This window comes from Mycobacterium sp. NAZ190054 (genome assembly GCF_001545925.1).
Taxonomy (GTDB): Bacteria; Actinomycetota; Actinomycetes; order Mycobacteriales; family Mycobacteriaceae; genus Mycobacterium.
Genome location: NZ_LMVQ01000191.1, coordinates 1 through 7,212 on the forward strand (window position 1 = coordinate 1; position 7,212 = coordinate 7,212).

The 7,212-nt window shown below is 68.7% G+C and carries 7 protein-coding genes; 3 read left to right on the forward strand and 4 right to left on the reverse strand.

The features are described 5' to 3' along the window. Both ASJ79_RS14785 and ASJ79_RS14790 read left to right on the forward strand, forming a co-directional pair. A partial coding sequence (locus ASJ79_RS14785; protein WP_231750853.1) for an MmpS family transport accessory protein occupies positions 1 to 526 on the forward strand: 526 nt, incomplete at its 5' end. 15 nt (positions 527 to 541) lie between these two features. Beyond that, entirely contained in the window at positions 542 to 1,195 is a 654-nt protein-coding gene (locus ASJ79_RS14790; RefSeq protein ID WP_067956405.1) for a DUF2561 family protein, read from the forward strand. Between the two features lie 220 nt (positions 1,196 to 1,415). On the opposite strand, the gene ASJ79_RS14795 is transcribed toward ASJ79_RS14790, so the two are convergent. Genes ASJ79_RS14795 through ASJ79_RS14810 form a run of 4 tightly spaced genes read right to left on the reverse strand, consistent with a single transcriptional unit; the run spans position 1,416 to position 5,756 of the window. Beyond that, the gene (locus ASJ79_RS14795) at positions 1,416 to 3,086 is read right to left on the reverse strand and encodes a cytochrome bc complex cytochrome b subunit (protein ID WP_067956407.1); all 1,671 of its coding nucleotides are present in this window, start codon (positions 3,084 to 3,086) and stop codon (positions 1,416 to 1,418) included. After that, positions 3,083 to 4,291, reverse strand: coding sequence for a ubiquinol-cytochrome c reductase iron-sulfur subunit (locus ASJ79_RS14800; protein ID WP_067956409.1), 1,209 nt, complete (start codon positions 4,289 to 4,291; stop codon positions 3,083 to 3,085). Before ASJ79_RS14800 ends, ASJ79_RS14795 begins: the two co-directional genes overlap by 4 nt. Further along, positions 4,288 to 5,109, reverse strand: a complete 822-nt coding sequence (locus ASJ79_RS14805) for a c-type cytochrome (protein ID WP_067956411.1) — start codon at positions 5,107 to 5,109, stop codon at positions 4,288 to 4,290. Before ASJ79_RS14805 ends, ASJ79_RS14800 begins: the two co-directional genes overlap by 4 nt. A 35-nt stretch (positions 5,110 to 5,144) precedes the next feature. Further along, entirely contained in the window at positions 5,145 to 5,756 is a 612-nt protein-coding gene (locus tag ASJ79_RS14810) for a heme-copper oxidase subunit III (RefSeq protein ID WP_067956413.1), read from the reverse strand. Between the two features lie 69 nt (positions 5,757 to 5,825). Here ASJ79_RS14810 and trpD point away from each other — a divergent pair, with 69 nt between their 5' ends. Further along, positions 5,826 to 6,920 (forward strand): anthranilate phosphoribosyltransferase, encoded by a 1,095-nt coding sequence (gene trpD, locus ASJ79_RS14815; protein WP_067956414.1) that lies wholly within the window; start codon positions 5,826 to 5,828, stop codon positions 6,918 to 6,920. The last annotated feature ends 292 nt before the right edge of the window (positions 6,921 to 7,212 follow it).

The window sequence follows — 7,212 nt, forward strand, 5'->3', positions numbered from 1 at the left end:
CCCCCCCCCCCCCCCCCCCCCCCCCCCCCCCCCTCCCACCCCCCCCCCCGGCGCCGCCGGGCCCGGGCAACCGCCCCTGTCGGCCACGCTGGGCCTGCTGCCCGACGCCGACGCGATGCTGATGATCAGCGACACCAGCCAGGAGTTCACCGAGCCGCCGCCTCCGCCACCACCGGAGGCCGCCGAGGCGCCCCCACCGCCGCCACCGACCACCGAAGAGTCGCCGCCGCCCCCGCCGACCACCACGCGGGCCGGACCGCGCCAGGTCACCTACTCGGTGACCGGCACCAAGGCGCCGGGCGACATCATCACCGTCACCTACGTCGACGCGTCGGGGCGCAGCCGCACTCAGCGCAACGTGTACATCCCGTGGTCGCTGACGGTCACGCCGATCTCGCAGTCCGAGGTCGGTTCGGTCCAGGCCTCGAGCCTGTTCCTGGTCAGCCGGCTGAACTGTTCGATCACGACCAGTGACGGAACCGTGCTGTCCTCCAACACCAGCAATTCCGCGCAGACCAGCTGTTAGGCCACCGGAGCGCAGATGACGAATCTCACCGACACCATCCAGACGCGTCCCGCGTTCGACACCGGCGCACTCGACCGCACCGATCGGCTCGTGCTCGGCGGCTGTGCCGCCGTGTGGCTGGCCGCGCTGGGCGCGGCGGTCGCCGCGACCGTGGCATTGGTGGATCTGGCCCGTGGGCATGCCGCCTCGGCGGGGGAGTCCGGGACGCCATGGGTGCTGTACACGATCATCGGCGTCTCGGCGGCCGTCATCGTGGCGGCCGTGCCGCTGCTGGTGCGTGCCCGCCGCTCGAGCGAGCCGGAAGCGACGCCCGCACCGCAGCAGCCGGTGGCCGACACGTCTCCGCCACCGATGCGCGGCGTCGACGCGCCGACGGAGAAACTGCGTGTCTCGCGTCCCGCGGAGGCCAGCGGTCCGCTGCCGCGGATGCAGGGCTCGGCCGCCGCGGCCTCCCCGGTCACCGACCGGATGTACCTGCGCTGCACGGCGTCGGTCGCGGCCGCGATGGGCGCTGCGACACTGCTGATCTCGGCGTCGACCTACCTGATGGCCGTCGGAAGTGACACCGCGGCGTGGGTGCTCTACGGCGTCGCCGGCGTCGTGACCGTCGGGATGTGCGCCATCCCGTGGTACTTCCTCCGCGAGCTGCGCTCCGACACCGACAGCTGACCCGGCCTGGCGCCGGCGCGGACGGCTGGGTAAGTCTCGGGGGTTCACACGAATCCGCTTTGTGCAGGGGTCTTCTCGCGCTTTGTCTGCAGAACGTGACTACGTGTGGCGTGCGAGGCGGGGGAGCGGACCACGACAGACCGGCCCTCGTCTGACAGCCCACACAGAAAAGATCCGCCCCAGCCGGTGGCTGAGGCGGATCTTCTGATGCGCTTACGGCTCAGTGGTGCCCGTTGGTCTGCCCGTCGGACGACCCGTTCCCCGAGCCGTTGCCGGAGCTGCGCTCCTGGTGCTCGCGCAGCGCGGTCAGCGCGCGGCGCTCCGATGCGTGCGCCGCCTCGGTGAGCGCCTCGTGCTCGGACAGCGGATCGCCCTTGAGGAAGCTGCCGGTGCCCGGGGCGCCGGCGGATCCCAGCTTGTTCATCCGCTTCGGCAGGGCTGCACCCTGGTACTCCAGCGGAATCGGGTGACCGTGCTCGTCGACCGGTCCCAGCGGCTGGTGCAGCTCGACGTACGCGCCGTGCGGCAGCCGCTTGATGATGCCGGTCTCGATGCCGTGTTCGAGCACCTCGCGGTCGCTGCGCTGCAGCGCCACCGCCCAGCGGTAGGCGACGAAGTACACGATCGCAGGCAACACCACCATGCCGACCCGGCCGATCCACGTCGTCGCGTTCAGCGAGATGTGGAACTTCAGCGCGATGATGTCGTTCATGCAGGCGAAGGTCAGCACCAGGTAGAACGCGATCGCCGCCGAGCCGACCGCGGTGCGGGTCGGAGCGTCACGCGGACGCTGCAACAGGTTGTGGTGCGCGTCGTCGCCGCTGAGCTTCTTCTCGATGAACGGGTACGCCGCCAGCAGCGTGAAGATCAGGCCCATGGCCACGGCGACCCACACGCCCTGCGGGATGGTGTAGCCGAACGGGTAGAACTCCCACGCCGGCCACAACCGGATCAGACCGTCGGTCCACATCATGTAGAAGTCCGGCTGGCTACCCGCCGACACCTGCGACGGTTTGTACGGGCCGATCGTCCACACCGGGTTGATCTGGAGCAGACCACCCATCAGGCCCAGGATGCCGACCGTCACCGCGAAGAACGCGCCCGACTTCACCGCGAACACCGGCATCACCCGCACACCGACGACGTTCGTCTCGGTGCGGCCGGGGCCGGGGAACTGCGTGTGCTTCTGGAACCACACCAGAGCGAGGTGAACACCGATGAGCGCCAGGATGATTCCCGGGATCAACAGGATGTGCAGCGCGTACAGACGCGGGATCAGGATCTCGCCGGGGAAGTCCCCGCCGAACAGCGCCCAGTGCATCCAGGTGCCGACGACCGGGATGCCCATCGTGATGCCCGACAGCGCGGCGCGGATACCGGTGCCCGACAGCAGGTCGTCGGGCAGCGAGTAACCGAAGAAACCCTCGAACATCGCCAGGATCAACAGCAGCGAGCCGATCACCCAGTTGGCCTCACGCGGACGGCGGAACGCGCCGGTGAAGAAGATGCGGGCCAGGTGGACCATGATCGATGCCGCGAACAGCAGCGCTGCCCAGTGGTGAACCTGGCGGACGAACAGTCCGCCGCGCACCTCGAAGCTGATGTCCAGCGTCGTCTCGTAGGCGCGCGACATCGCCACACCGCGCAGCGGCTGGTACACGCCGTCGTAGGTGACGTGCGCCATCGACGGATCGAAGAACAGCGTCAGGTACACGCCCGTGATGAGCAGCACGATGAAGCTGTACATCGCGATCTCACCGAGCAGGAACGACCAGTGCGTCGGGAAGACCTTGTTGAGCTGCCGGCGCACCGCAGCCGACGGGTGATACCGCGAGTCGATCGCGTCACCCTGCCTGGCCGCGATGGTGGCTGCGTCTAGACGTGGGCTCATGACTGCCGCTCCCAGAATGCCGGTCCGACGGGTTCGATGAAGTCGCCGTTGGCGACCAGGTAGCCCTCCTGATCAATGGTGATCGGCAACTGCGCCAGGGCGCGGGCGGCCGGACCGAAGATCGGCTTGGCGAAGTGCAACGCGTCGAACTGCGACTGGTGACACGGGCACAGAATGCGGTAGGTCTGCTGCTCGTACAGCGAGGACGGGCAGCCCAGGTGCGAGCAGACCTTGGTGTAGGCGAACAGCTCACCGAAGTTGAAGCTCTCCTGCCCCCGGCGCTTGACCACCCGGGACATGTCGGCGGGCTTGATGCGGATGAGCATCACCGGATTGCGCACACCCATCGAGATCTCGAACAGGTGGTGCTCGGACTCGACAGTGGTTCCGTCACCGTCGGATTCGCGCCACGGGTACACGGTCTCCATGCCGCCGGCGTCGAGGTCCTCGGGACGCATCTTGACGAACGGGGACTCGCCGGGCTTGCCGGTCGCGCGGGCCAGGTAGATGGTCTCGCCTTCGTAGCGGGGCGTCCACCCCGATGTCCACAGCACCGCCTTGGGGCCCTCCGCCGTCGGTACCACCGGCTTCCACGGGTTCTTGATCAGACCGCCGATGAACGCGACGAGGGTGCCGACACCGAAGGCGCCGAACCCGATGCCCAGCGACAGCCCGATCATCTTGCGCCGCTTGATCGTCGAGCCGTCCAGCGCATCGCCCAGGTTGGCCGCGATGGTCCTGCGGTGCAGCTCGGGGGAGCGACCGTCGTGGCGGTCCTGGATCGAGATCTCCTCGGGGATGAACTTCTTCTGGAACAGCACCGCCCCGATACCGATGGCCAGCACCGACAGCCCGAAGGTCAGACCGTAGAGCGGGGTGGCCAACGAGTACAGGAACTCGCCGCCGGAACCGTAGGGCTGGTACTCCCACGGCCAGAACAGGAAGATCAGCAGCAGCGCCAGGCCCGAGAAGCCGGCCAGCAGAAACCAGTACGCGACGGTGCGTTCGGCACGTTTCTCGGCTTTGGTGCCGGGAATCGGCCAACGCGGTTCCTTGTGGACGATCTCGACACCGTCGAGCTTGCCGCCGAGCTCGAGCAGCTCTTCGGGGGTCATCTTCGCCAGCTCGGCGTCGGTGGGCTGGCCGGGCTCGCCCTTGTGGCCCGGCACGTCGGTGCCCTTGATGTCGTCGTGCGCGTCACTCATGCCCGTGCTCCGATCCAGAGAGCGGCCGCGATGATGGCCACCATTCCGACGATCCACGCGACCATGCCCTCGGACGTCGGTCCGAAGCCACCCAGTCCGAGCCCGCCCGGGGTGGGGGTCTCGGCCGCTTCGCGCACGTAGGCGACGATGTCGCGCTTCTCCTCAGGGGACAGCTGGCGGTCGGAGAACTTCGGCATGTTCTGAGGACCGGTCAGCATCGCGGTGTAGATCTGCGCCTCGTTCGCGCTACCGAGATCCGGGGCGTACTTGCCCGACGAGAGCGCGCCGCCCTTGCCGGTGAAGTTGTGGCAGGACGCGCAGTTCAGCCGGAACAGGTCGCCGCCGCGGGCGACGTCGTCACCGATCAGGGACTGCGACGCGATGTGGCCGTTCTCGTCGCGCGGGACGACAGGGCCGCCACCGTTGGCCTGGATGTAGGCGCCGAGGGCGTCGGTCTGCGCCTCGTCGAACTGGCGCGGCTTGTCCGGTGCCTGCGCCTCGCCGCGCATCGCGGGCATACGTCCGGTGGACACCTGGAAGTACACCGCCGCCTCGCCGACACCGATCAGGCTCGGGCCGCGGTCGGCGACGCCCTGCAGGTTGACGCCGTGGCAGGACACGCAGGAGGTCTCGTAGAGCTGCTGACCAGTGCGCAGCATCGCCGACGCCGATTCATCGGCGACCGCGACCTGTGGTGACGGAGTCAACGTGGCCGCCAGGCCACCGGCCATCACCAATCCGCTCAGCAGCAGCAGCGCCGCTGTGACGCGTCGGCGCAGCCGTCGGCGCGACTTGCTGGTCATCGAACCCCTTCTCATCCGCTTGGTTCCTGTGGCTTTCCGGGCAGAGCCGATCATCGGACGAAGTAGATGACGGCGAACAGGGCGATCCACACGATGTCGACGAAGTGCCAGTAGTAGGACACGACGATCGCGGCGGTGGCCTGGGCGGGCGTGAACTTGCTCATCCGGGTGCGCAGCAGCAGCAGGACGAAGGCGATCAGACCGCCGATGACGTGCAGACCGTGGAAACCGGTCGCGAGGTAGAAGACGGTGCCGTACGCGCTGCCCGCGATCGTGGTGCCGTGCTGGACGAGGTGCAGGTACTCGTAGCCCTGTCCCAGCACGAAGAACAAGCCCATCGCGAATGTCAGGGTGTACCAGCGGCGCAGCCCGAACACGTCGCCGCGCTCGGCGGCGAAAACACCCATCTGGCACGTGAACGACGACGCGATCAGCACCAGCGTCACCGGTACGGCCAGCGCGAGATTCAGCTCGGTCGGCTCCGGCGGCCAGTCACCGTGTGCCTGCGCGCGCGCCGTGAAATACATCGCGAACAGTCCAGCAAAGAACATCAACTCACTGGAAAGCCACACGATGGTGCCGACACTGACCATGTTCGGCCGGTTCAGCGAATGAACGCGCGACGTGATAGCCGTTCCCGAGGTTCCTACAGCGCTCGTCACGAGAGCAAGTATGACGCTTTGTAGTTGTCGAACTCCACCCGGGTCAGGCAATTCGTCATAATCACTTCCGTGACTACCCCTGCGCCCAATCCCGCCTCGGCCCACAACGTCTCCGCGGAGACTCCCGCATGGTCGACGATCCTCGGCAGACTGACCACGGGTCAGGGGCTGCTGCCAGGGCAGACGGCCTGGGCGATGGACCAGATCATGACCGGCACCGCGACACCGGCGCAGATCGCCGCTTTCGCGGTCGCGATGAAGATGAAGCGCCCGACCTCCGGCGAGGTCACCGAACTCGCCGACATCATGCTCAAACACGCGCGCCGGGTGCCGACCGAGGTGATCGGCAACGCGACGGTGGACATCGTGGGCACCGGCGGCGACGGTGCCAACACCGTGAACCTGTCGACGATGGCCTCGATCGTGGTGGCCGCGGCCGGGGTGCCGGTGGTCAAGCACGGAAACCGGGCCGCGTCGTCGCTGTCGGGCGGGGCGGACACGCTCGAGGCGCTGGGGGTGCGGATCGACCTCGAACCCGACCAGGTGGCGCGCAGTGTGTCCGAGATCGGTATCGGCTTCGCGTTCGCCCCGCAGTTCCATCCGTCCTACCGGCACGCCGGGGTGGTGCGTCGCGAGATCGGGGTGCCGACGGTGTTCAACCTGCTCGGACCGCTGACCAACCCGGCCGCCCCGCGGGCGGGACTGATCGGTTGCGCCTGGGGCGATCTCGCCGAGGTGATGGCCGGGGTGTTCGCCACCCGCGGCGCCAGTGCTCTGGTGGTGCACGGGGACGACGGCCTCGATGAGCTGACCACCACGACGACGAGCACGATCTGGCGCGTTCAGGCGGGCACCGTGGAGCGGTTGACGTTCGATCCCGCCGCGTTCGGTTTCGCCCGCGCCGACATCGCCGAACTCGTCGGCGGCGACGCCGAGGCCAACGCGGCGTCGGCCCGGGCGGTGCTCGGCGGTGCCACCGGTCCGGTGCGCGATGCCGTCGTGCTCAACGCCGCCGGCGCACTGGTCGCCCACGCCGGACTATCCAGCGACGCCAAGTGGGTTCCGGCCTGGGAGTCCGGCCTGGCGCGGGCGAAGGAGGCGATCGACTCCGGGGCGGCCGAACAGTTGCTCGCGCGTTGGGTGCGGTTCACCCAGACCCTCTGATCCGCCGAACTGTTCGGCGAGTTGCTCGGCGGCCAGCCGAGCGGACCGGGCGGTCGCGGCCCACGTCGAGAAACGGCCGGCGGCCGCCAGCGGTGTGCAGTACCCGGCCTCGCTGCGCACGATCCGCACCCCGGGCTGTGCGAGCCAGCGGGCGATCAGGCCGGTCTCCTCGACGAGCGCGCCGCCGAGCGGGCCCGGGGTCGGCAGCACCGCCTGCGCGGCGGCGGTCAGCGCGTCCACCACCGGCAGTACCGACGGTTTGTCGGCGTGCGGCAGCGCCTTGATCGAGCGG